The following is a 22,707-nucleotide window of genomic DNA, read 5'->3' as shown; positions in this document are numbered from 1 at the left end:
ACGACGGGTCGGTCCCGGTGGTTACGGTCCGGACGGACGGAGCGGAGTAGTCCGAATTGACCAGGCGCCCGATCATCGGATCCCCTCCGGCATCAGCTTCGCCAGGTTGCGCACGCCACGCAGCTGGAGCTGCTTGATGGCGCCGTCGCTGCGGCCGAGCGCCGCGGCCGTCTCGGCGATGCTCAGGCCCTGCAGGAAGCGCATGATGAGACAGTCGCGCTGCTCGTTGGGGAGCTTGGTCAGCGCATCGAGCAGGATCTCGTTGGTGAGGCTGGCGAGGACGGCGTTCTCGGGGCCCTCGGTGGCGTCGTCGTGCTGGCCCATGTCCTCGGTGGTCAGCTCGAGGCGGGTCCGGCCGGCCTTGAAGTGGTCGGTCGCGAGGTTGCGGGCGATGGTCATCAGCCAGGCGCCGAAGTCCTTGCCCTGCCACCGGAAGGACGACATGTTGCGCAGCGCGCGGAAGAAGGTCTCCGAGCAGAGATCCTCGGCCACGACGACCGACCGGGTGCGGTAGTAGAGGAAGCGGTAGACCGACGGCTGGTAGTGGTCGTAGAGCAGCCCGAACGCTTCCGCGTCGCCGCCGCGAGCCAGCTCGACCAGCCCGATCAGGCGCTCGCGGGCCTCGGGGGAGTCCTCCGACGAGGTCGCCAGCGTGGCGTCGCCGAACTCGCCCGAGCCGTCGCGATCGAAGCCGTCGGTCCCGGTCGGTCCGGCGGAGGTCTCGGCGCTCGCCTCGCTCAGCAGTCGGTGGTCGCGTCGGGCCGGCGCGCCGAACGGTCCGGCCGCGGGGAGTCCGGCCGCGGGGAATCCGGCCAGGGCCGGGATCGGGTCCGGGGACAGCGCAGCGAGCACGGCCACGCGCAGGGCCTCGAGCCCTCGCGACAGGTCAGTGCGCTGCCAGGTCATGCTGGTTCCCTCCCAACTGCCCCCGGTGGGGATCCTACGGTGGATCCGCCGACCGTGGTACCGGAACGCCAGAACCGGTCCGGGCGAGCCCTCATCGCCCCACTTACCGGAAGGTTACCGTCCAGTAAGGAGGATCGCCATGGTTCGCCCGAAACGGTCAGGGGCGCAGCCGTTGGCGACGTACGACGGCCCCCGCGATCGCGGCGCCGGCGGCGGCCGATCCCACCACGATGCCGGCGCGGGCGGCCTTGCGGCCGGTCCGGTAGTCGCGGATCCGCCAGCCGTGGGCGCGGGCGTGGGCGCGCAGCTTGGCGTCGGGGTTGATGGCGCACGGGTCGCCGACCAGGCTGAGCATGGGCAGGTCGTTGGCGGAGTCGCTGTAGGCCGAGCAGAGCGAGAGGTCGAGGCCCTCGCGCTCGGCGAGCGCGGTCACGGCGACCGCCTTGGCCGGCCCGTGCAGCATGTCGCCGACCAGCCGGCCGGTGTAGACGCCGTCGACGTGCTCGGCGACCGTGCCGAGGGCCCCGGTCAGCCCGAGCCGGCGCGCGATCAGGCCGGCGATCTCGATCGGGGCCGCGGTCACCAGCCAGACCCGCTGCCCCTGGTCGAGGTGCATCTGGGCGAGCGCGCGGGTGCCCGGCCAGATCCGGTGCGCCATCGCCTCGTCGAAGATCTCCTCGCCGACGTCCTCGATCTCCTGCACGGTGTGCCCGGCGATGAACGCGAGCGCGGAGTTGCGGGCCTCGGCGACATGCTCGGGGTCCTCGACGCCGACGATGCGGAAGTACGCCTGCTTGTACGCCGCCCCGAGGATGTCGCGCGTCGTGAAGAACTTGCGCCGGTAGAGACCCCGGGCCAGGTGGAAGATGCTCGCGCCCTGCATGACGGTGTTGTCGACGTCGAAGAACGCCGCCGCCCGTGGATCGGTGGGGTGGGCCAGCGCGGTCTCGACCTCGGCGGCCGCGGCCGCCGCCTCGCCCGCCAGGCGCGACCGTTGCTGCAGGTTCAGCCGTCGGGGACGGTCGGCGGGCGGCACCATGGGCCCACCCTAGAAGAAATGCACCCGCGTAGGATCCCTCCATGTCGTTGTCGGACGAGACGAGCGCCGCTCCCGACGTGGCTGCCCTCGTCGCGTCCGCCGCCGTCGAGCATCCCGAGCGGCTCGCTGTCGTCGAGGCCGGCGGTCGCGGCCTGACCTGGGCCGAGCTCGAGGACGAGGTCGGCCGGCTGGCGACCGGGCTCGGCCGCGCCGGCGTCCTCGCCGGGCACCGGGTGCTGCTGGTCCTCGGCAACCGGCTCGAGTTCGTGACCTCCTATCTCGGCGTGCTGCGCGCCCAGGCCGTCGCGGTGCCGGTCAACCCGGGCTCCACGCCCGCCGAGCTCGCGGCGATGCTGGTCGACTGCGGCGCCCGGTTGGCGGTGGCAGACGGGCAGACGGCCGGTGCGGTGCGGGACGCCGCCGGGCGGCCCGAGGTCGCCGCGGCCGCCCGCGACGAGCAGCGGCCGGAGCCGCGCGTCGTCCTCGTCGGCGCCGACCCGCACGACGGCGAGAGCCGGTACGACGACCTCCGCGCCGAGCCCGCCGTCCCGGTGCCACCACTCCAGGATCCCGAGAAGCTCGCCGTCCTGCTCTACACGAGCGGTACGTCGGGGCGCCCGCGTGCGGCGATGCTCACCCACCGCGCCCTGCTGGCGAACGTCGACCAGGTCGCCGCCGTACGCCCGCCGATGATCCACTCCGACGACGTCGTGCTCGGCGTGCTGCCGCTGTTCCATGTCTACGGGCTCGGGGCGGTGCTGGGCGGGGTGATCCGGCACCGCGCCAAGCTGGTGCTCACGGAGCGGTTCGACCCGGAGGGGACCCTCGACCTCGTCGAGGACGAGGCCTGCAGCGTCGTTCCGGTCGCGCCGCCGGTGTTCGCGGCCTGGCGGGGCGTGGAGGCACTCGCCGAGCGGCTCGGCCCGGTCCGGATGATCCTGTCCGGCTCGGCGCCGCTCGCCGCCGAGACCGTCGAGGAGTTCGGCGCGCTGACCAAGGTGCCGATCCACCAGGGCTACGGCCTGACCGAGGCGTCGCCCGTGGTCACCAGCACCCTGCGCTCGGCCGAGATCAAGCCGGGTTCCGTGGGCGCGGCGCTCGACGGCATCGACATCCGGCTGGTCGACGACGAGGGCCGACCGCTCGAGGAGGCGGCCGCCGACGACCCCGGCGAGATCCAGATCCGCGGCCGCAACCTGTTCAGCGGCTACTGGCCCGACGGCCAGGACGGCCCCGCCGACGACGGCTGGTGGTCCACCGGCGACGTCGGCTTCCTCGACGCCGACGGCGACCTGTTCCTGGTCGACCGGGTCAAGGAGCTGATCATCGTGTCCGGCTTCAACGTCTACCCCACCGAGGTCGAGGCGATCCTCGAGGAGGTCCCCGGCGTGCGCCAGGCCGCGGTCCTCGGGGTGCCCGACGAACAGACCGGCGAGGCCGTCGTCGCCTACGTCGTGCCCGACGCGGGCGTCGTCGCCGGCGCCGCGGCCGACACCGTGGTGGCCGCGGCCGAGGCGGCGGCGCGGGAGCGGCTGGCGCCGTACAAGCGGCCGGTCCGGGTCGAGGTCGTCGACGCTCTGCCCCGGACCGTGACCGGCAAGATCCGCAAGGGCGTGCTGCGCGGCGCCGAGCGGCGCAAGGCCCTGGGGATCCTGGAGTGAGCGGCGTGAGCGACGTGCGCGCCGCCCGGGTGACCCTCTACGGCCGCTCCGGCTGCCACCTGTGCGACGACGCCCGTGCGGTCATCGAGGCTGTGTGCGCCGAGCTGGGGGAGAGCTACGAGGAGCTGTCGATCGACGACGACCCCGAGCTCGCCGACAGGTTCGCCAACGAGATCCCGGTGACCTTCGTCGACGGTCGCCAGCACGACTTCTGGCGGGTCAGCGCGGACCGGCTGCGCGCGGCGCTGCGCGGCTGATCTGGTTTCTGCGGTTCAACTACCGAGTTTGTCGTCAACCCGCGCGCACGACGACGAATTCGGTAGTTGAACCGCAAATCGACCCGCCCCGAGCCGGTCCCGGTGTGACGTACCTGTCGCCCCGTCGAGTTGCGCTTCCGCCCATTTTGTTCTCACGTTCACAAACTCCTACAGTGATCGAGCCGCGCCACTGACGTTCGGTAGAGCGGCTGGAAAGTGGAGCTGTGACCACACGTAGTTCGACGGATGCCGCCCGGGTCATCCCGGAGGCCACGGTCGCCCGCCTGCCCGTCTACCTGCGGGCGCTGACGGCGCTGGCCGACAACGGGATCCGCACCTGCTCGAGCGAGGACCTCGCGACCGCCGCGGGCGTCAACAGCGCCAAGCTGCGCAAGGACCTGTCCTACCTCGGCAGCTACGGCACCCGGGGCGTCGGGTACGACGTCGACTACCTCCGCTACCAGATCGCCCGCGAGATCGGTGTCACCCAGGACTGGCCGGTCGTCATCGTCGGCATCGGCAACCTCGGTCACGCCCTCGCCAACTACTCCGGCTTCCGCAGCCGCGGCTTCCGGGTCGTGGCGCTGCTCGACGCCGACCCGGGCCTCGCCGGGCAGACCGTGGCGGGCGTCGTCGTCCGCCCCTTCGACGACCTCGAGGAGATCGTCCGCGAGCACGACGTCGCGATCGGCGTGATCGCCACCCCTGCCGTCGCCGCGCAGGACGTCGCCGACCGGATGGTCGCCATCGGCATCACCAGCATCCTCAACTTCGCCCCGGCCGTCGTGGCCGTGCCTGAGGGCGTCGACGTGCGCAAGGTCGACCTGTCGATCGAGCTGCAGATCCTCGCCTACCACGAGCAGCGCAAGGCCAACGGCGCCGACGCAGCGGCCGCGGTCGAGACCGGGGGAGGCGCGGCATGAGTGTGCTGGTCGTGGGCATCTCCCACAACTCCGCCCCGGTCTCCCTGCTCGAGCGTGTCGCGCTCGACCACGACGGCGTCCAGAAGCTGATCGCCGACGCCGCGTCGTGCGAGCACGTCAGCGAGGCGACGGTCATCGCCACGTGCAACCGGCTCGAGATCTACACCGAGGTCGAGCGCTTCCACGGCAGCATCGAGCAGATCTCGCGACTCCTCGTCGACCGTGCAGGCGAGTCGACCGAGGCGATGCTCCCGCACCTCTACGTCCACTATGACGACGGGGCGATCTCCCACCTGTTCCAGGTGGCCGCGGGCCTGGACTCCATGGCGGTCGGCGAGGGCCAGATCCTCGGCCAGACGCGGGAGGCGCTGCGGCGCGGCCAGGAGCTCGGCACCGTGGGACCCGCGCTCAACCTGCTCTTCCAGCAGGCCCTGCGGGTCGGCAAGCGCACCCGCGCCGAGACCGAGATCGACCAGGTCGCGCCGACCCTGGTCAGCGCTGCCCTGGATGAGACGGCCAAGCTGGTCGGGACCGTCGAGGGCAAGCACGTCGTCGTGGTGGGGGCCGGCGCGATGGCCGGGCTCGCGACCGCGACCGCCAGCCGCCTCGGCGCCGGGCGGCTCTCGATCGTCAATCGGTCCGTGGACCGGGCGGTGCGCCTGGCCGTGCAGTACGCCGGCGAGGCGGTCCGGCTGGCCGATCTCGGCGACGAGCTGGCCCGCGCCGACATCGTGATCAGCTGCACCGGATCGTCCGGAACGATCATCGACCGCGCGCTGATGACCCGGGTCCGCCGCGGCGCCGGGCGCCCGCTCGCGCTGATCGACCTCGCGCTGCCCCACGACATCGCTCCCGACGTCGCCGACCTGCCCGACGTCCGTCTGGTCGGCCTGGCCGAGCTCGCCGAGCTGCTCCACGGCGGAGCGACGGGCCGCGAGGTCCAGGAGGTGCGCCGGATCCTCGGTGAGGAGGTCACGGCCTTCCTCGCCGCGCGCCGCCAGGCCAGCGTCACGCCCACCGTCGTCGCGCTCCGCTCGATGGCCACCAACGTCGTCGACGCCGAGATGACCCGGCTCGAGGGCCGGCTGCCCGAGCTCGACGAGGCGACCCGCGAGGAGATCCGGCACGCCGTCCGCCGGGTCGCCGACAAGCTGCTCCACGAGCCGACCGTCCGGGTCAAGGAGCTCGCCAACGAGCAGGGCGCCGTCTCGTACGCCGCCGCGCTCGCCGAGCTCTTCGCGCTCGACCCCGACGCGGTCGACGCCGTCACCCGGCCCGTCGTCAGTGAGGAGGGGCGCTCATGACCGCCACGCCGCCGCTGCGCATCGGCACCCGCCGCAGCGCCCTCGCGACGACCCAGTGCGGGCACGTCGCGTCGGCCATCGAGGCGCTGGGCGTCGCCACCGAGCTGGTCGAGATCACCACCGACGGCGACCGCAGCCAGGCCACCGGCACGCCGCTCGCGGGCGGCTCGTCGACCGGGGTCTTCGTCAGCGCCCTGCGCGACGCGCTGCTGGCCGGCGAGGTCGACGTCGCCGTCCACTCCCTCAAGGACGTCCCGACCTACCTCACCGAGGGCATCACGCTGGCCGCCGTACCCCCGCGGGAGGATCCGCGCGACGTCCTCGTCGCCCGCGACGGACTCACGCTCGGCGAGCTGCCGCCCGGCAGCAAGGTCGCCACCGGGTCGCCCCGCCGGGTCGCCCAGCTGGAGGCGCTCGGCCTCGGCATCGAGCTGGTCGGGGTCCGCGGCAACGTCGACACCCGGATCGGCCGCATCCGCGAGGGCGGGTACGACGCCGTGGTGCTCGCCCGCGCCGGCCTGGCCCGGCTCGGGCGACTCGACGACGTCACCGAGGTCCTCGACCCGCTGCGGGTGCTGCCCGCCCCGGGCCAGGGCGCCCTGGCCGTGGAGTGCCGCAGCGACGACAGCGCCACGCTCGCCCTGCTCGCCCGGCTCGACGACGGCGCGACCCGCGCCGCCGTCACTGCCGAGCGGACCCTGATGGCCCGGCTCGAGGGCGGCTGCACCGCACCGATCGGCGCCCTCGCCGAGGTCGCCGAGGGCGATGCAGGCCCCGAGCTGTGGCTGCGCGCCGTCATCCTGTCCGAGGACGGTGTGCTCGCCGTACGCCGCTCCGCCTCCGTCGCCCTCGATGCCGACCCGGCGTCCTGGCCCGCCACCGCCGCCCAGCTCGGCGGCGACCTCGGCGCCGAGATGCTGGCCGACGGCGCCGACGAGCTGATGGCCCAGCTCAACCGCTCCACCGACTCGAACGCCCACCCGTCCGCACGATCTGCAGAGGTGCCCAACCCATGACGCGAGCCACGCCAGCCAAGAAGGCTGCTTCGACTCCCGCCGCCGTCCAGGTCCAGCCCGGAGGCCCCGGCTTCACGGCCTTCGTCGGTACCGGTCCCGGCGACCCCGACCTGCTCACCGTGCGCGCCGTCAGGTTGATCCAGGACGCGGACGTCGTCATCACCGAGGATCCCCGCCACACCGACCTGGTCGCCGTGGTGCGGGCCCGGGCCGAGCGGGTCGGCGACGAGGTCGTCGCCGAGCCGGAGATCATCGACGGCGGCTTCGGCGAGGACGGCCAGCCGCTCACCCACGCCGCCCGCGCGAAGGTGGTCGTGAAGCAGGCCAAGCGCGGCCTGCGGGTGGTCCGGCTCCTCGGCGGGGACCCGTTCCTCTACGCCTCCGGGCCCGAGGAGGCCCAGGCGGTCGCCAAGGCCAACCTCGCCTTCGAGGTCGTCCCGGGCGTCTCGTCGGTCGGCGCCGTGCCCGCGTACGCCGGCATCCCGCTGACGACCAAGGACCACCGCGAGATGGCCGTCGTCACCTGCGGCGAGAAGGTCGACTGGACCCGGTACGCCGACACCCCGACTCTCGTCCTGCTCTCGGCCGTCGGCCAGATCGGCGACATCGCCAAGCAGCTGATCGCCAACGGCCGATCGCCGCAGACCCCCGTCGCGATGACCCGGGTCGGCACCACCACCGAGCAGCAGACGATCACCTCCACTCTGGAGCGGATCGCCGCCGACGCCCGCGCCGCCCGGATCGCCCCGCCGGCGATCACGGTCATCGGCGCCGTCGTCGACCTGCGCGAGAAGCTGTCCTGGTTCGAGACCAAGCCGCTGTTCGGCTGGCGGGTGCTGGTGCCCCGCACCAAGGAGCAGTCCGCGTCGCTCTCCGAGCGGATCCGCGAGTTCGGCGGCGTACCGGAGGAGGTCCCGACGATCTCCGTCGAGCCGCCGCGCAACCCGCAGCAGATGGACAAGGCCGTCCGCGGCCTGGTCGAGGGTCGCTACGAGTGGATCGCGTTCACGTCGGTCAACGCGGTGAAGGCCGTCCGCGAGAAGTTCGAGGAGTACGGGCTCGACGCGCGCGCGTTCTCCGGGCTCAAGATCGCAGCGGTCGGCGACAAGACCGCCCAGGCGATCGCCGACTGGGGCCTGCGGGCCGACCTCATCCCCTCCGGTGAGCAGTCCGCCGCGGGGCTCCTCGCGGACTGGCCGGAGTACGACGAGCAGCTGGACCCGATCAACCGGGTGTTCCTGCCGCGCGCCGACATCGCGACCGAGAACCTCGTCGCCGGCCTGATCGACCTCGGCTGGGAGTGCGACGACGTCACGGCGTACCGCACCGTGCGGGCCGCCCCGCCGCCGGCGCCGACCCGCGACGCGATCAAGACCGGCAAGTTCGACGCGGTCGTGTTCACGTCGTCCTCGACCGTGCGCAACCTGGTCGGCATCGCCGGCAAGCCGCACCCGTCGACGATCATCGCGGTGATCGGGCCCGCCACGGCCAAGACGGCCGAGGAGCACGGCCTGCGGGTCGACGTCCTGGCGCCCAAGCCGGACGTCGAGCTGCTCGTCGAGGCGCTGGCCGGCTTCGGCGCCAGCCGCCGGGTCGCGATGCTGGAGGCCGGCGAGCCGGTCACCAAGCCGAGCGACCGCAAGCCGTCGTCGCGTCGCAAGAAGGCCTGATCGAGCGGGGCACGTTCATGTAACTAAGTGTTACAGCACGGTTATCCACCACAGGGGCCCCATGCGTCCCAAATTCGTGCTGTAACCCTTAGTTACAAGCGATCCGCGTGCAACCTGGGCGCGGGGTCACTGCGTTGAGGCGGTCATGGAGCGGATGACCGATGCGTGACGAGGACGAGTTCGTCGCCTTCGCCCAGGGGGCGCGCGACCGGTTGCGCCGTACGGCGTACCTGATGTGCGGTGACTGGGAGCGGGCGGCGGACCATGTCCAGGACGCGCTGATCCGGGTGTACGTCGCCTGGCCGCGGCTGACCCGGGCCGGACGCGAGTACGCCTACGCCCGCCGGGCCCTGGTGAGCGTCGTGCTCGACCACACCCGGCGGCGGTCGAGCACGGAGCTGGTCGTCGCGGCCGATCCCCGGCGACCGGCCGATCTCGACGTCGCCGAGCTGGTGAGCGCCCGCGCGACCCTGCTGCAGGTCATGGCCGAGCTGCCGCCCCGGCAGCGGGCGTGCGTCGTGCTGCGGTACTTCGACGACCTCAGCGTCGCCGACACCGCACGGGCGCTGGGCTGCAGCGAGGGCACCGTCAAGAGCCAGACCGCGCGTGCGCTGGACCGGCTCCGCTCCGTGTTCGAGGACTCGTCGCTCGGCGAGCTGACCCTGGGATCCGGAAAGTGGTGACGACCGTGGAGCTGACCGTGGAGATGACATGGTGAACGAGATGCGTGCCCTGCTGCACGAGGCGGCGTCGACGCCGCCGGCCGACGACATCGACCTGGCCGCGGTCCTCAGCGGCGGCCGGCGCCGGGTACGCCGGCGCCGGGCTCGGTTCGCGGGCGGCCTCGCGGTGGCCGTGGTCGGCGTGGTGGCCGCCGGCGGCCTGGTCAGCCAGGGGGCCGACGGTCGGGACACGCCGGCCGCGAGCGTCGTACCCCGCCCCGACGGACCGGTGGTCCGGCTCTCCGACGCGCGGCAGGCGCAGGAGGGGACCGACTACGACCTCCTGACGAGCTACACCAACGAGGACCTGGACGCGGCGAACGGGCAGTACTACGACGGCGTCACCGACGACGGGCTGATCCTGTTCCGCGACGGGCCGCACGGCCCCGAGAACAAGATCCGCTACGCCCTGCTCGACCCCGCCACGGGCGAGAAGGACTGGCTGCCGCCGATGGGCTTCGCCGACCAGATCTGGCCGGCCGAGCTCGGCGCTGACCGGCTGGTGCTGACCTCCACCCGGGCCGGCGACGGCGCCGATCTGAGCGGCCGGCTCCAGGCACACGTCTACGACCGCTCGACGCGTTCCTGGTCGAGCGTCACCTGGCCCGGACTGCCCGACATCACCGGGCTCCAGAGCCCGGTGCCGGGTCCCGGCGGCCGGTTGTACGTCGGCGCGCCGGCGACGAAGGGCTCGCCGCCGCCCGGCGGCTGGCCGATGGGGCCCGATGGCGAGGCGGACGACGCGGGGGCGGAGGGCGACACCTACGACCTGTGGTCGGTGTCGCCGACGGACCCGGCCGACGTACGCGACGAGGGCCTGCGGTTCGGTGCAGTCGCGTTCACCGAGGACGCGATGGTCTGGACTGCCCGGACCAACGGCAAGAACGACCGGATCCACGTCCGCGACCTGGCCACCGGTGCCGAGCACGACTTCGACCCGCGGTCGGGGGAGCGGTGCAACCTGCTCGGCTTCGGGGCGCTCGACGACCGGATCGTGCTCAGCCAGTACTGCGGCACCTACGACAACGGCCGCGACGACCGGATCCAGATCCTCACGACCGACGGGGACCTGGTCACCACGATCCAGGACGACGGCGTCAGCGGCTGGGTGACCGGTGGCGTGGTGCGGGTGGCGTCCTACGCCCGGAAGCGGGCCGGGACGTACGTCTACGAGCCCGACTCGGGGAGCTTCGCGCGGGTCTCCGATGCCAACTCGTCGTACGGGCTCGGCGGTCCGACGCCGGACGGCTATCTCCTGTGGGACACCCCGGTCGGCGAGGCGGCCGGCCCGCAGGAGCCGATCCCCGGCGCGACCCAGTGGCTCGCGCGCTGGCGCTGAGCCCGCGCCGAGGGGCCTGCGCGACAATGGGGACGTGAACCACCCCACGAAGTTCTGCGCCTCCTCCGCTGCGCTCCTCCGTCGCACAACGTCGCGGGGACCCCGATGAACGAGAGCCTGCGCCCCATCGTCCGTCCCCGACGCCTGCGGACCACGGCGGCGACGCGCGACCTCGTCGCGGAGACGACGCTGCGACCCAGCCAGCTGGTGCTGCCGGCCTTCGTCCGCGAGGGCGCCGCGGAGCCGATCCCGATCGGCTCGATGCCGGGCGTCGTCCAGCACTCCCGGGACTCGCTGCGCAAGGCGGCGGCGGAGGCGGCGGAGGCCGGGCTGCGCGGCATCATGCTGTTCGGCGTACCGGAGACCAAGGACGCGACCGGCACCGGCGCCACCGACCCCGACGGCATCCTCAACGTCGCCATCGCCGACATCGTCGGTGAGGTCGGCGACGCGCTGGTCGTGATGGGCGACCTGTGCCTCGACGAGTTCACCGACCACGGCCACTGCGGCGTCCTCGACGCGACCGGCCGGGTCGACAACGACGCGACCCTGGAGCGGTACGCCGACATGGCGGTCGTGCAGGCGCGCGCCGGTGCCGGCATGGTCGGTCCCAGCGGCATGATGGACGGTCAGGTCGCCGTGATCCGCGACGCCCTGGACCGAGCTGGGTTCACCGACACGGGGATCCTCGCCTACTCCGCGAAGTACGCGTCGGCCTTCTTCGGTCCCTTCCGCGAGGCCGTCGACAGCGCGCTGCAGGGCGACCGCCGGACCTATCAGCAGGACGGCCGCCGCAACGCGGGCGAGGGCGTCCGTGAGGCGCTGCTCGATATCGAGGAGGGCGCCGACATCGTCATGGTGAAGCCGGCCCTGGCCTATCTCGACGTGCTGCGCAGGGTGGCCGACGCCGTGTCCGAGCTCGGCGTGCCGACGGCGGCGTACAACATCTCGGGTGAGTACTCCATGCTCGAGGCCGCCGCAGCCCGGGGCTGGATCGAGCGCGAGCCGGCCATCCTCGAGACGCTCACCTCGATCCGGCGGGCCGGCGCCGACATCATCCTCACCTACTGGGCCACCGAGGCCGCAGGGATGCTGCGTTAGATCGGCCGAGCGTGTCGCCTATCGAAGGCCGCGCACGGACCCTCCGGGCCCATGCTCGCCTCCGATGCGCTGCGCGCGGGCGCCACGCTGCCGGCCACGCGGTCGAGTCGCGTAGGTCCACCGTCCGCCTGGCGGCACGACGGGTCGTCTGGGCCGAGCGGGTCGCCTATCGAAGGCCGCGCACGGACCCTCCGGGCCCATGCTCGCCTCCGATGCGCTGCGCGCGGGCGCCACGCTGCCGGCCACGCGGTCGAGTCGCGTAGGTCCACCGTCCGCCTGGCGGCAAGACCGAGTCGTTGGGGCCGAGCGTGTCGGAGATCGAGCCCTACCGGTCGCGCCGGCCGGTGAGCCGGCGCAGGGGCGCGGTGAGTCGCCAGGAGCGCGACGCCCGCAGGGTCGCCAGCTCCTCGGCCAGGGCGGCGTTGCTGCGGCGCAGCCGAGTCGTGCGGCGCCGCAGCTTGCGGATCCGGGCTCGCCGGCGCAGGCTCACCTGTCGCTGACGTCCGGCCTCCTCACCGGCCCCCACGAATGCCGCGTGGGTGGCTTCGAGCTGCGTCGTGAGGTGGGCGATCTCGGCGACGGCACGGTCGTGGGCGTCGTGCAGCTGGTCGCGGTGGGTCACCGCGGTGTCCAGATGCGTCCACAGGTCGGCGATCGCACGCTGCCGGAAGTCGTCACGGGCCCCCGCCGAGCCGAGCAGCCCGGCGGCGACCCGCCGGCTCTCCGCGGCACGCTCCGCCAGGTCGGCGTCGGTGCGCTCGGCAGCCGGCAGGCTGACGCCCTGCACCGAGAACCGGGTCGCCAGCCGGAGCCCGGGGGTGTCGAGGAAGGCCCGCCACATGTACAGGTCGCTCCACAGGTCCGGTGGCGCGGGCTCCCAGCCGTGGACCAGCCGGCGGTACGCCGCGAGGCGATAGCCCGCCACACTCGGGCCGAAGAAGTTGAACCGCTCGGTGCGCATCCGCTCCCGGGTCCGCGGGTCGGCCAGGTCGCCGTGGTGCACCGCCACGGCCCCGTCCGGTGTCAGCCGCGCCTGCAGCAGGTTGCCGAAGTCGACCTCGGCCAGCAGCCGGTCGAGCTCGGCCAGGTGCTCGGGGAACCACAGGTCGTCGTCGGCGAGCTGGGCCACCAGCGGCCGCTCCACCTCGTCGGCCTCCGCGAGCACCCGGTGCCGGTGCGCCTCGCCGTGACGCTCGCCCTTGGGCAGGTCGAGGACCCGGACCCGGACGTCGCGGGCGGCGTACTCCGCGGCGCAGGCGGCGGTCTCGGGCGGAGCGCCGTCGCAGATCACCACGAGGTCGAAGTCGGTCACCGTCTGGGCCAGCACCGACTCGATCGCCAGCGGCAGCATCGCCGGCGGACGGTGGACGGGTAGCAGCACGGTGAAGCCGCTCAACAGGTCGCTCCGGAGAGCCCGGCCATGGTCCGCAGCGTGGCGATCGCGCGGACGACGGACAGGGCGTCGGCCGCGCTGGAGCGGGGTGGCGGCCCGCCCGCCAGGTGCTCGAGGAAGGCCCGCAGCTCCGCCTCCAGCGGGAGCTCGGCGCCGACCGCGCGCTCGCGGTTGTCGGGGGTGATCTCGACGCCGTCGACGGTCCCGGCCAGCAGGATCCGGTCGTCCCAGGAGTCCGCGAGCTGGCCGGAGCCGTGCTCCCCGACCACGACGACCGTGCGCCGGTTGACCGGGTGGGCGGCGGAGACCTCGCAGGTGACCAGCGGGCCGTCCGCGTCGCGCAGCACCGCCAGCAGTCCGCTGCCCGCGGCGTCCGGCGCCGCCGCATAGCGCGGCTCCGGGAGCGTGCCGAGGATCTCGACCGCGATCGACAGGTCGTGGGGGAGCAGGATCCACACGGCATCGACGTCCCGGTGGGGATTGCCCCAGCCGAGTCGGTGGCTGGTGACGCTGCGGATCGGGCCGAAGGCGCCGGTCCGGGCCAGCCGGGCGAGCTCGACGATCCCGGGGTGGTAGCGCCACTTGTCCATCACGAAGATCCGCTCGCCCGCCGTCGCGACCAGCTCGGCGGCCGATACCGGGTCGGCGGTGAGCGGCTTCTCCACGAACATCGGGCGGCCGCGGGGGAGGAGCGCCCGCACCGCCTCGGCGTGCCGGACGGTGACGGGGGCGACGACATAGCCGTCGGCGTCGGGCAGCTCGCCGGCCGTGGCGGCGACGGACACGGCCCCCGCCGCCACCGCAGCGGCCCGGGACGCCTCCGACGGTACGGCGACGTGCACCTCGGCGCCCAGGGCGCGCAGGTCGCGGAAGATCAGCCGGCCCCAGCGGCCGAAGCCGACCAGGCCGATGATGGGGGTGCTCACCGGGAGCTCGCCGCGAGGTACGCCGCGCGCATGGTCGTGAGATCCGGCGCGACCCGGTCGCGCTCGGAGAGCAGCGGCTCGCCGGCGACCGGCCAGTCGAGACCGAGCGCCGCGTCGTCGTACCGGCAGCCGAGCTCGTCGTCGACGTTCCAGTACCGGTCCACGCCGTACAGGTGCACGCTCGGCTCCGGGAACCAGAACCCGTGGCCGACGCCGGGTGGGATGGCGACGGCCACCGGGGCGTCGGCGTCGATGGTCAGCATCGAGGAGCGCCCGGTGGAGGGGCTGTCGGGCCGCAGGTCGTGCAGGCCGAGGACCAGGGTGCCGGCCAGGACGGTGAGGTAGTCGTGGTGGCTGACGTGGACGTGCACGCCGCGCATCACGCCGGCGCGCGAGCGGACCGCGTTCCACTGCACGGGGCGCAGCCCAGTGTCCCACTCGTCCCGGAACACCTCGACGAACCGGCCACGCTCGTCGGCGTGCGCGGTGAGCGGCACGATCCGCACCCCGGCCAGGCCGGTCTCCTCGCTCGTGATCGCCACCGTCGCCTCCTCGCCGTCCGCGTGACGGGTGCACACGCTAGCGGTCCGTCGGCCGGCGCGGACCAGGACCCGTGATCTCGTCCGGACAAGGCAGGAGCCCCGGGCTGGGGGGTCAGGTCCGGGGCTCCTGCGGGTCGTGCGGGGTGACTACGGCGTCTTGAGGCCGTAGCTCAGCAGGCAGTTCAGCAGCTGCACCGTCTGGGTGAGCTTCGGGAACTCCTTCTGGCAGGCGGCTGCGGCCTCCTGCTTGGTGAGCAGGCCGAGGACACCGCTGATGACGTTCGAGGTGACCGCGCCGACGCCCTCGTCGACGCCGGTGACGACATCGTCGAGCGGGGCCGGGAGCGCCGGGACCGACGGGGTGCCGGGCTTGGGCTGGGTGGGCTTCTCGCCGCCGGTCCCGCCGCCGCTGCCACCGCTGCCACCGCTGCCGGCGCCCGCGGGCGGCGCGGGGACGGTCGGGTCGGCGCTCGGGGTGCCGGTGCTGGTCGAGCCCTTGGCGCCCTTGTCCTTCGTGATCGCGCCCGGGCTGCGGACGTCGAAGCTGGGCGGCTCGGGCACGACGTAGCCCGCGGCGGTCGCGTTGTTGGGGACCGAGGTGAAGTCGCCCTCGAGGTAGGCGTTCATGATCTTGAGGACCAGGTCGACGTAGGCCTGGCTGTGGTTGTAGCGGTAGACCGCGGCACGCTGGCCGACGACCGTGGAGAGGTCGCCGTCGCCGGAGCAGAGGTAGACCGCGGCGGCGAGGGCCGCGTCGTCGATGTCCTGCGGGTTGCGGGCGGCGTCGTCGTCGGCGTCGACGCCCACGACCTGCCAGGTCGACGGGATGAACTGCATCGGGCCGACCGCGCGGTCCCACTGGGTGTCGTTGTCGTAGACGCCCGCGTCGGTGTCGGAGATCGCCTTGACGCCGTTCTGGCCGTCGAGCGCCGGACCGTAGATGCCCGGCGTGGCGACGCCGTCGTTGTCGAGGACGTTGCCGCCGACGCGGCCGTGGTTGGACTCGACCCGACCGATCGCGGCGATCAGCTGCCAGGTGATGTTGCAGGACTCGTCGGCCGAGTTGATGACGGTCTCGGCCCGCTGGTAGGCGGCCAGCGCCGCGGCGGGGATCGCGTTGGTCGACGCGGCGGAGACGATGCCCGCCTCGTTGCCGTCCTCGAGGCCCTCCACCGAGGCCGGGTCGGAGAGACTCGCCGGGTCGTCGATCGACTCCTCGGGAACGCTGGTGCCGTCGGTCACCTGACCGGGGGTCTCCGCGGCCTGGACGGGCGAGCCGACGCCGCCGATGCCGGCGACCGAGGCGGTCCAGGCTGCCGACAGCAGAGCGAGCGGAATGATGGTGGCGACGCGCTGCAGCCGCCCCAGACGCTTCCTCGACATGTCTTGACTCTCTCCCCTGGCCACGAGTGGCCCCATCGCGTGGGCTCTCCCTCAGTGCCCACCTGTGCACTGAGTCAACGAATCGTGACACACCGACGTTACGGGTGTCACATGATCCGGCGCACAACTCGGTCGACGTGCTATGGGCCGCGTCGCGCGCCGCACGCACGAAGACCGACGGCGATGACGGGTCGTTGGGACCCATCGGCGACAATGGCGCGGTGTCCGCACTCCCGACATCGACCTCCGAGGCCCTCTTCGCCCGGGCGCGTGAGGTGACCCCCGGCGGCGTCAACTCCCCGGTCCGAGCGTTCAACGCGGTCGGCGGCACGCCCCGCTTCATCCGCTCGGCGACCGGACCGTGGCTGACCGACGCCGACGGCAACGAGTACGTCGACCTGATCTGCTCCTGGGGCCCGATGCTGCTCGGCCACGGGCACCCCGCGGTCGTCGAGGCGGTGCAGGCGGCGGTGGGCCGCGGGACGTCGTACGGCACGCCGACCGAGGGCGAGGTCGCCCTGGTCGAGGCGATCGTCACGCGCACCCCGGTCGAGCGGCTGCGCCTGGTCTCGTCGGGCACCGAGGCGACCATGTCGGCGATCCGGCTCGCGCGCGGATTCACGGGCCGCGACGTCGTGGTCAAGTTCGCCGGCTGCTACCACGGTCACGTCGACTCGCTGCTGGCCGCGGCCGGCTCGGGCCTGACCACCTTCTCCATCCCCGGTACGCCGGGCGTGCCGGCCAGTTCGACCGAGCTGACCCTCGTGCTGCCCTACAACGACCGGGAGGCGGTCGCCGCGGCGTTCGCCGAGCACGGCGACCGGATCGCGTGCCTGATCACGGAGGCGGCGCCGGGCAACATGGGCGTCGTCCCGCCCGCGCCGGGCTTCAACCGGTTCCTCGCCGAGACCTGCCGGGCCCACGGCGCGCTGTTCGTCAGCGACGAGGTGATGACCGGCTTCCGGGTGTCGAAGGCCGGTCAGTGGGGCACCGACGGCGCCGTCGAGGGCTGGATCCCCGACCTGATGACCTTCGGCAAGGTGATGGGCGGCGGCTTCCCCGCCGCGGCGTTCGGCGGCCGGGCCGACGTGATGGCCCACCTCGCCCCCGAGGGCCCGGTCTACCAGGCCGGCACGCTCGCCGGGAACCCCGTCGCGACCGCGGCAGGCCTCGCGACGCTGAGCGCCGCGACCGACGAGGTCTACGCCCGCCTCGACGTCGTCGCCGACGCGCTGCGGGCCGGGATCGCCCGGTCCTTCGCCGCCGCCGGGCTGCCGCACGTCATCCAGTCGACCGGGTCCATGTTCTCGGTGTTCCTCACCGAGGACCCGGTGACGGACTTCGCGCAGGCACAGCGCACCAGCGTGCCGGCGTACGCCGCGCTCTTCCACGCGATGCTCGACCAGGGCGTGCACCTCCCGCCGTCGGCCTTCGAGGCCTGGTTCGTGTCCTCGTCCCACGACGACCGGGCCGTCCAGCGGGTCCTGGACGCCCTCCCCGCGGCCGCCCGCGCCGCCGCCGCGGCCCGTGAGGAGAACGCATGACCGCCGACACGGTCGTCCACCTGGTCCGCCACGGCGAGGTCCACAACCCGGAGGGCATCCTCTACGGGCGTCGCGACGGCTTCCACCTCTCCGCCCGCGGCCGGGCGATGGCCGATCGGGTCGCCGAGGCGCTCAAGGGCAACGACATCACCGTGATCCGGTCCTCGCCGCTGGAGCGCGCGCAGGAGACCGCCGCCCCGCTGGCCGCCGCCCTCGGCCTCGAGGTCGGGCGCGAGGCGCGGGTCATCGAGTCGGAGAACCGGTTCGAGGGGATGACCTTCGGCCGGGGCAACAACGCGCTGCGCAACCCCCTGCTGTGGCGCCACCTCTACAACCCCTTCCGGCCGTCCTGGGGCGAGCCCTACCGGGCGATCGTCGAGCGGATGATGGCCGCCGTCCACGACGCCCGCCGCGACGCCGCCGGCCACGAGGCGGTCCTCGTCTCCCACCAACTGCCGATCTGGACCACCCGCCTGGCCGCGGAGAAGCGCTCCTTCCTGCACGATCCCCGCAAGCGGCAGTGCACGCTGTGCTCGGTCACCTCCTTCGGTTTCGCCGGCGAGGACCTGGTCGAGATCTCGTACGCCGAGCCGGCGATCGACCTGATCCCGACCGGTGACATCGCGGCGCCGTTCTCCGCCGGTGACGCGCCCGAGGAGAACCGGCCCGAGGGGACGCCTCCGGCATGAGACGCGTCGCCTGTGCGGTGGCCGTCCTGGCCGCCCTGCTCCTGTCGTCCGCCTGCTCGGACCTCGGGGGCACCGGCGACCTCGACTACATCGCCGGCAGCGGGAAGGTCGTGGAGATCCCCGACGACGAGCGCGAGGCGCCGGTCGACATCAGCGGGACGACGATCCAGGGCGAGGCGCTCGACCTCGCCGACCTGCGGGGCAAGGTCGTGGTCCTCAACGTGTGGTGGTCGCTGTGCGGACCGTGCATCAAGGAGATGCCCATGCTCGTCGAGGCCGAGACCGAGCTCGGTGACGACGTCGCCTTCGTCGGCATCAACATCCGTGACCTGGCGAAGGAGAACGCCGCCGCCTTCGAGCGCGCCCGGGGCGTCGACTACCCGTCGTTCTACGACCCGGGCAGCGAGACGCTGCTCGACCTGGGTCGGTTCGCGCCGCCCTCGATGCCGGCCACCCTGGTCCTCGACGCGACCGGCCGGGTCGCGGCCCTGGTCAACGGGCCGATCCCCTCGAAGAGCACGCTGACCACGGTCGTCGAGTCCGTCCTGGCGGAGGGCGACGGCTGATGGGCGAATGGCTCCAGGAGCAGGCGGCCGCCGGCTCGCTCGGCCTCGCGGTGCCCGTGGCCGTCTTCGTCGGCCTCGTCTCCTTCTTCTCCCCGTGCGTGCTGCCGCTGCTCCCGGGCTACCTCTCCTATGCGACCGGGCTCTCCGGTGCCGACATCGTCTCCGGGGAGGCCGGCAAGCGGCGCGGCCGGATGCTGCTGGGCTCGGTGCTGTTCGTGCTGGGCTTCGCCGTCGTCTTCGTGCTCATGGGCGCCGCCTTCGGCTCGGTCGGCCAGACCCTGCGCCGCTGGGACGACGAGATCCAGATGGGTCTCGGAGTGGTCCTGGTCGTGCTCGGCCTGGTCTTCGCCGGCGCGCTGCCCTGGCTGCAGCGTGACCTGCGGATCCACCGGATCCCGGCCGTCGGGCTCGGTGCCGCGCCGCTGCTCGGCGCGCTGTTCGCGATCGGCTGGCAGCCCTGTGTCGGCCCGACCTACGGCGTCATCGTCAACCTCACCTTCGTCGACGCCACCGCGATGCGCGGCGCGCTGCTCTCCCTGTGCTACGCCCTCGGGCTCGGCATCCCCTTCATCGTCGCCGGACTCGCCTACCGCCGTACCCTCGCACTCACCGGCTTCGTCCGGCGGCACCAGAAGTGGGTGATGCGGATCGGGGGAGCGTTCCTGATCCTGATCGGCATCCTCATGCTCACCGGCTGGTGGGGCCACCTCGTCCAATGGATGCAGCTCCAGCTCGTGCAGAACTTCGAGGTCTCCGTATGAGCACCCCACGACGCCCCGACCCCGCGCGGCGCCCGGGCGAGCTGACCGCGCGCGAGCTGCTGCGCTGGGCGTGGCGCCAGGTCACCTCGATGCGGACGGCGCTGCTCCTGCTCCTGCTGCTCGCGCTCGCAGCCATCCCCGGCTCGGTGATCCCGCAGGCCGACGTCGACTCGCTCGCCGTCACCCGCTGGAAGGACGAGCACCCGAAACTGACGCCGGTCTACGAGAAGCTCGACCTGTTCTCGGTCTACAGCTCGCCATGGTTCTCCGCGATCTACCTGCTGCTGGTGCTCTCGCTCGTCGGCTGCATCATCCCGCGCCTGTTCGTCTACTACCGGGCCCTGCGCGCCGAGCCGCCGCAGGCACCGCGCAATCTCAGCCGGATGCCGGTGCAGGCGTCGTACACCACGGACCTCGCGCCGGCCGACGTCCTCGACCGGGCACGCTCGGTGCTCGGCCGGAGGCACCGGATCCGCCGGGCCGCCGTCGGCGACGACTTCGTCGCCGCCGAGCGCGGCTACCTCCGTGAGGCCGGCAACCTGGTCTTCCACCTCTCCCTGCTGATCGTGCTCGCGGGGGTCGCGATGGGCGGCCTGCGGGGCTACCAGGGCGGCGTCATCCTGGTGCAGGGCAGCACGTTCAGCAACAACCTCACGCAGTACGACGACTTCAAGCCCGGCGGCCTGTTCGGGCAGGGCCAGATGAAGAACTTCCGCTTCAGCGTCGACGACTTCTCCGTCGACTGGCTCAAGGACGGGCCGCGCTTCGGTCAGGCCCGGAAGTTCGAGGCCGCGTTGACCTATCGCGTGGGGAAGGGCGAGCCGAGGAAGTACAACCTCCGGGTCAACCACCCGCTCGAGCTCGACGGCACCGACGTCTTCCTGATCGGCCACGGCTACGCGCCGGTCATCACCATCCGCGACGGCTCGGGCGAGATCGTCTGCACCGGACCGACGGTGTTCCTGCCGCGCGACGCCAGCTTCCTGTCGTACGGCGTCGTGAAGTGCCCCGACGCCAAGCCCGGCCAGATCGGGCTCGACGGGCTGTTCTTCCCGACCTTCGACATGATCGACGGCAACCCCGTCACGGTGTTCGGCGACGACCTCAACCCGACGCTGTCGATGCTCGCCTACACCGGCGACCTGGGCCTCGACGACGGCAGCCCCCAGTCGGTCTACGTGCTCGACAAGTCGAAGGCCACCCCGATCACCCAGGAGGACGGCAAGCCGCTGCGCATCGACCTCCAGCCGGGTGGCAAGGTCGACCTGCCCGACGGGCTCGGCTCGGTCACCTTCGAGCGGGTCGACCCCTGGATCCGGGTGCAGATCAGCCAGACCCCCGGCAAGGAGATCGCGCTGCTCGGCGTGATCCTCGCGCTCATCGGCCTGTGCGGCTCGCTGTTCATCCGGCCGCGCCGGGTGTGGGTGCGGGCGGTCCCGGTCGGCCCCGGCGACCCCGGTGACCCCACGGACGCGGACGCAGGCACAATGGACGGAACCGGCGGCACTGAGCCGATGACCACCAGGGTCGAGGTCGCCGTACTCGATCGCTCCGGCAACGGTGAGATGGACGAGATCCTGACCGCCGTACTGTCGCAGCTCCAGGAGGCATCCGAGATCGTGAGGCAGTCGTGAGCAACACCGCGTGGGAGACGCTGAGCAACCAGGCCGTGGGGGCGGCGGGGATCATCTACTTCGTCGCCCTGGTCGTCTACCTCGCCGAGTGGGCCGCGCTGCGCCAGCCGGCGGCCGAGCGCGCCCTCGTCGGCGCGGGCGGACCGGACGTCGAGGGTACGGCCGCGGAGGAGGCCGGCGCCGGGGACGCGCCGTCCGCGCGGCGTACCCAGCGGGTGGCCTTCCTCGGTCGCCTCGGCGTGCTGCTCACGGCGATCGCCTGTGCGGCGCACCTCGTGGCCCTCGTGGGGCGCGGCATGGCCGCCGATCCCAACCGGGTGCCCTGGGGCAATATGTACGAGTTCACGCTCTCCGGGACGTTCGTGGTCGCACTGCTCTACCTGGTGCTCTACAAGAAGTTCGCGCTCGGCTGGATGGGACCGCTCGTCGTCGGCTTCGTCGTCGCGACCCTCATGGTCGCGGTGATCTGGCTCTACGACGCCGTTGCGCCGCTGACCGAGTCGCTCAACTCGCCGTGGCTGGTCATCCACGTCGTCTCCGCCGTGATCGCCACCGGCGCCTTCACCCTCGGCGGCATCATCTCGATCGTCTACCTCGTCCGGATGCGCGCGCAGCGCCGGGCCGCCGCCGCGGGCACCGAGCTCGGCGGCTGGCTGGCGCGGGTCCCGCAGCTCGACGCCCTCGACCGCCTGGCCTACCGCGTGCACGCGTTCGCGTTCCCCGTGTGGACCTTCGCCGTCCTCATCACCGGGCCGATCTGGGCGCACGAGGCGTGGTCGCGCTACTGGAACTGGGACCCCAAGGAGGTGTGGGCGTTCATCACCTGGGTCGTCTACGCCGGGTACCTCCACGCCCGTGCCACCGCCGGCTGGAAGGGCCGCAAGGCCGCCATGCTCGCCCTGGTCGGCATGGCCACCCTGTGGTTCAACTTCATCGGCATCAACTACTTCTCGACCACGAGCCAGCACTCGTATGCCGCCGAGCGGGTGGTCGACGCAACGACCGGATCTGTCGCAGAACCGCGGTTCTGACGACGAATCCGGTAGGTGAACCGCCGGCAGGCCGGCTCAGGCGTCCGGGCTGTCCGGCGGCTGCGGCTGGTCCTTGTGCCGCTCCTGCTGGCGGCGTCGCCACTCCAGGTCGCGCAGGAAGCCCTCGTCGTCGTCGGGGGCGACCGGACGGGTCGGCGGCTTCGGCTTCGGCGTACGCCGGCGGGCGGGCTCGTCGCCGTACCCGCGGTCCTGGAGCCAGCGGACCGCGAGGTAGGTCAGCGCCGCGAACACGAGGACGACGAGCAACAGCTTCACCTCTCCAGAGTAGGCGGTCGCCGG

22 protein-coding genes are annotated in these 22,707 nt (G+C 72.8%); 15 read left to right on the top strand and 7 right to left on the bottom strand.

Annotated features, from left to right (window positions below; genetic code table 11):
* Positions 1–72 precede the first annotated feature (72 nt).
* Together QJ852_23865 and QJ852_23860 are read right to left on the bottom strand one after the other, a co-directional pair.
* The gene (locus QJ852_23865) at positions 73–906 is read right to left on the bottom strand and encodes a sigma-70 family RNA polymerase sigma factor (protein ID WGX96171.1); all 834 of its coding nucleotides are present in this window, start codon (positions 904–906) and stop codon (positions 73–75) included.
* 157 nt (positions 907–1,063) lie between these two features.
* A complete protein-coding gene (locus QJ852_23860) occupies positions 1,064–1,945 on the bottom strand; it encodes an HAD-IB family hydrolase (protein ID WGX96170.1) in 882 nt (293 codons plus the stop codon).
* A 41-nt stretch (positions 1,946–1,986) separates the two neighbouring features.
* Between QJ852_23860 and QJ852_23855 the strand changes: the two genes are divergently transcribed.
* From QJ852_23855 to hemB, 9 genes are all read left to right on the top strand, one after another.
* Positions 1,987–3,606, top strand: coding sequence for an AMP-binding protein (locus tag QJ852_23855; GenBank protein WGX96169.1), 1,620 nt, complete (start codon positions 1,987–1,989; stop codon positions 3,604–3,606).
* 14 nt (positions 3,607–3,620) lie between these two features.
* Positions 3,621–3,863, top strand: a complete 243-nt coding sequence (locus tag QJ852_23850; protein ID WGX99501.1) for a glutaredoxin family protein — start codon at positions 3,621–3,623, stop codon at positions 3,861–3,863.
* A gap of 224 nt (positions 3,864–4,087) precedes the next feature.
* Entirely contained in the window at positions 4,088–4,786 is a 699-nt protein-coding gene (locus QJ852_23845) for a redox-sensing transcriptional repressor Rex (protein WGX96168.1), read from the top strand.
* Positions 4,783–6,090: a glutamyl-tRNA reductase gene (locus QJ852_23840; GenBank protein ID WGX96167.1), complete on the top strand. Its 1,308-nt coding sequence runs from the start codon at positions 4,783–4,785 to the stop codon at positions 6,088–6,090. The genes QJ852_23845 and QJ852_23840 overlap by 4 nt, the downstream gene beginning before the upstream one ends.
* Complete coding sequence (gene hemC, locus QJ852_23835) at positions 6,087–7,106, top strand: hydroxymethylbilane synthase (GenBank protein ID WGX96166.1); 1,020 nt, start codon at positions 6,087–6,089, stop codon at positions 7,104–7,106. The genes QJ852_23840 and hemC overlap by 4 nt, the downstream gene beginning before the upstream one ends.
* A complete protein-coding gene (locus tag QJ852_23830) occupies positions 7,103–8,776 on the top strand; it encodes a uroporphyrinogen-III synthase (GenBank protein WGX96165.1) in 1,674 nt (557 codons plus the stop codon). Before hemC ends, QJ852_23830 begins: the two co-directional genes overlap by 4 nt.
* A 161-nt stretch (positions 8,777–8,937) precedes the next feature.
* The gene (locus QJ852_23825; GenBank protein WGX96164.1) at positions 8,938–9,459 is read left to right on the top strand and encodes a SigE family RNA polymerase sigma factor; all 522 of its coding nucleotides are present in this window, start codon (positions 8,938–8,940) and stop codon (positions 9,457–9,459) included.
* A gap of 28 nt (positions 9,460–9,487) precedes the next feature.
* A complete protein-coding gene (locus QJ852_23820; protein WGX96163.1) occupies positions 9,488–10,837 on the top strand; it encodes a hypothetical protein in 1,350 nt (449 codons plus the stop codon).
* A gap of 105 nt (positions 10,838–10,942) precedes the next feature.
* Complete coding sequence (gene hemB / locus QJ852_23815; protein WGX96162.1) at positions 10,943–11,938, top strand: porphobilinogen synthase; 996 nt, start codon at positions 10,943–10,945, stop codon at positions 11,936–11,938.
* Between the two features lie 325 nt (positions 11,939–12,263).
* Here the strand turns inward: hemB and QJ852_23810 are convergent, their stop codons facing one another.
* The 4 genes from QJ852_23810 to QJ852_23795 all read right to left on the bottom strand — a co-directional run bounded on the left by QJ852_23810 (position 12,264) and on the right by QJ852_23795 (position 16,182).
* Positions 12,264–13,334, bottom strand: coding sequence for a glycosyltransferase family A protein (locus QJ852_23810; protein ID WGX96161.1), 1,071 nt, complete (start codon positions 13,332–13,334; stop codon positions 12,264–12,266).
* Complete coding sequence (locus tag QJ852_23805; GenBank protein ID WGX96160.1) at positions 13,331–14,257, bottom strand: Gfo/Idh/MocA family oxidoreductase; 927 nt, start codon at positions 14,255–14,257, stop codon at positions 13,331–13,333. The genes QJ852_23810 and QJ852_23805 overlap by 4 nt, the downstream gene beginning before the upstream one ends.
* A complete protein-coding gene (rfbC, locus tag QJ852_23800) occupies positions 14,254–14,799 on the bottom strand; it encodes a dTDP-4-dehydrorhamnose 3,5-epimerase (GenBank protein ID WGX96159.1) in 546 nt (181 codons plus the stop codon). Before rfbC ends, QJ852_23805 begins: the two co-directional genes overlap by 4 nt.
* A gap of 147 nt (positions 14,800–14,946) precedes the next feature.
* Complete coding sequence (locus tag QJ852_23795; GenBank protein ID WGX96158.1) at positions 14,947–16,182, bottom strand: lytic murein transglycosylase; 1,236 nt, start codon at positions 16,180–16,182, stop codon at positions 14,947–14,949.
* A gap of 221 nt (positions 16,183–16,403) precedes the next feature.
* On the opposite strand from QJ852_23795, the gene hemL reads away from it, so the two are divergent.
* From hemL to ccsB, 6 genes are read left to right on the top strand one after another with little or no spacing between them, the layout of a single operon-like run.
* A complete protein-coding gene (hemL, locus tag QJ852_23790) occupies positions 16,404–17,726 on the top strand; it encodes a glutamate-1-semialdehyde 2,1-aminomutase (GenBank protein WGX96157.1) in 1,323 nt (440 codons plus the stop codon).
* Positions 17,723–18,415: a histidine phosphatase family protein gene (locus QJ852_23785; protein ID WGX96156.1), complete on the top strand. Its 693-nt coding sequence runs from the start codon at positions 17,723–17,725 to the stop codon at positions 18,413–18,415. The genes hemL and QJ852_23785 overlap by 4 nt, the downstream gene beginning before the upstream one ends.
* Entirely contained in the window at positions 18,412–18,981 is a 570-nt protein-coding gene (locus QJ852_23780) for a TlpA disulfide reductase family protein (protein WGX96155.1), read from the top strand. The genes QJ852_23785 and QJ852_23780 overlap by 4 nt, the downstream gene beginning before the upstream one ends.
* Complete coding sequence (locus QJ852_23775) at positions 18,981–19,742, top strand: cytochrome c biogenesis protein CcdA (protein ID WGX96154.1); 762 nt, start codon at positions 18,981–18,983, stop codon at positions 19,740–19,742. The genes QJ852_23780 and QJ852_23775 overlap by 1 nt, the downstream gene beginning before the upstream one ends.
* The gene (locus QJ852_23770) at positions 19,739–21,376 is read left to right on the top strand and encodes a cytochrome c biogenesis protein ResB (protein WGX96153.1); all 1,638 of its coding nucleotides are present in this window, start codon (positions 19,739–19,741) and stop codon (positions 21,374–21,376) included. The genes QJ852_23775 and QJ852_23770 overlap by 4 nt, the downstream gene beginning before the upstream one ends.
* A complete protein-coding gene (gene ccsB / locus QJ852_23765) occupies positions 21,373–22,407 on the top strand; it encodes a c-type cytochrome biogenesis protein CcsB (GenBank protein ID WGX96152.1) in 1,035 nt (344 codons plus the stop codon). Before QJ852_23770 ends, ccsB begins: the two co-directional genes overlap by 4 nt.
* Before the next feature lie 36 nt (positions 22,408–22,443).
* Here ccsB and QJ852_23760 read toward each other — a convergent pair whose 3' ends face one another.
* A complete protein-coding gene (locus QJ852_23760) occupies positions 22,444–22,683 on the bottom strand; it encodes a hypothetical protein (protein ID WGX96151.1) in 240 nt (79 codons plus the stop codon).
* Positions 22,684–22,707: the final 24 nt, after the last annotated feature.

This window comes from Nocardioides sp. L-11A (genome assembly GCA_029961745.1).
In the GTDB taxonomy this organism is placed as follows: Bacteria; Actinomycetota; Actinomycetes; order Propionibacteriales; family Nocardioidaceae; genus Nocardioides.
Note: the sequence above shows the minus strand (reverse complement) of the source record. Positions and strands in the feature narration are given on the sequence as shown.

Coding starts and splice junctions, on each gene's coding strand:
- QJ852_23865 (WGX96171.1), bottom strand. CDS start 906: ATGACCTGGCAGCGCACTGACCTGTCGCGAGGGCTCGAGGCCCTGCGC.
- QJ852_23860 (WGX96170.1), bottom strand. CDS start 1,945: ATGGTGCCGCCCGCCGACCGTCCCCGACGGCTGAACCTGCAGCAACGG.
- QJ852_23855 (WGX96169.1), top strand. CDS start 1,987: ATGTCGTTGTCGGACGAGACGAGCGCCGCTCCCGACGTGGCTGCCCTC.
- QJ852_23840 (WGX96167.1), top strand. CDS start 4,783: ATGAGTGTGCTGGTCGTGGGCATCTCCCACAACTCCGCCCCGGTCTCC.
- hemC (WGX96166.1), top strand. CDS start 6,087: ATGACCGCCACGCCGCCGCTGCGCATCGGCACCCGCCGCAGCGCCCTC.
- QJ852_23830 (WGX96165.1), top strand. CDS start 7,103: ATGACGCGAGCCACGCCAGCCAAGAAGGCTGCTTCGACTCCCGCCGCC.
- QJ852_23825 (WGX96164.1), top strand. CDS start 8,938: ATGCGTGACGAGGACGAGTTCGTCGCCTTCGCCCAGGGGGCGCGCGAC.
- QJ852_23820 (WGX96163.1), top strand. CDS start 9,488: ATGGTGAACGAGATGCGTGCCCTGCTGCACGAGGCGGCGTCGACGCCG.
- hemB (WGX96162.1), top strand. CDS start 10,943: ATGAACGAGAGCCTGCGCCCCATCGTCCGTCCCCGACGCCTGCGGACC.
- QJ852_23795 (WGX96158.1), bottom strand. CDS start 16,182: ATGTCGAGGAAGCGTCTGGGGCGGCTGCAGCGCGTCGCCACCATCATT.
- QJ852_23785 (WGX96156.1), top strand. CDS start 17,723: ATGACCGCCGACACGGTCGTCCACCTGGTCCGCCACGGCGAGGTCCAC.
- QJ852_23780 (WGX96155.1), top strand. CDS start 18,412: ATGAGACGCGTCGCCTGTGCGGTGGCCGTCCTGGCCGCCCTGCTCCTG.
- QJ852_23775 (WGX96154.1), top strand. CDS start 18,981: ATGGGCGAATGGCTCCAGGAGCAGGCGGCCGCCGGCTCGCTCGGCCTC.
- QJ852_23770 (WGX96153.1), top strand. CDS start 19,739: ATGAGCACCCCACGACGCCCCGACCCCGCGCGGCGCCCGGGCGAGCTG.